This is a genomic window from Acinetobacter brisouii (assembly GCF_008993995.1).
GTDB lineage: Bacteria > Pseudomonadota > Gammaproteobacteria > Pseudomonadales > Moraxellaceae > Acinetobacter > Acinetobacter brisouii_A.
Window position 1 is genome coordinate 1 of the sequence record NZ_BKNN01000190.1, and the last position, 362, is coordinate 362.

The following is a 362-nucleotide window of genomic DNA, read 5'->3' on the forward strand; positions in this document are numbered from 1 at the left end:
GCAGCGTACTTTGCCAAAGAAAGTCAGTGAGGTACGCCTATATGAAATCGCAAAGCCACTTATTTCCGATTATTTTAATGGCTCGATTACTTCGTCTATCCGTTTCTCGCTTTTATGATTGGCTAAAGCGAGGCATGAGTAAAAGATCAATTCAGCGAAATCAGCAGACAATTTTGGTCAAAATAGCCCATGAAGAAACCAAACAAAGCTATGGCTATGTTCGATTAACCAAGCATTTACAAGCGCAAGGTATCAAAATAAGTATGTATGCTGTGCGCCAAATAAAAAAATCAAATCAGTTGTATTGTAAGCGCCATAAGCGTTTCAAAAGAACCACGAACAGTGATCACAACCGTTCTATT

General features: G+C 38.7%; 1 protein-coding gene. It reads left to right on the top strand.

The features are described 5' to 3' along the window. Positions 1 to 362 (top strand): IS3 family transposase (locus tag GBN19_RS15595; protein ID WP_151778719.1); only part of this gene is annotated, 362 nt, incomplete at both ends.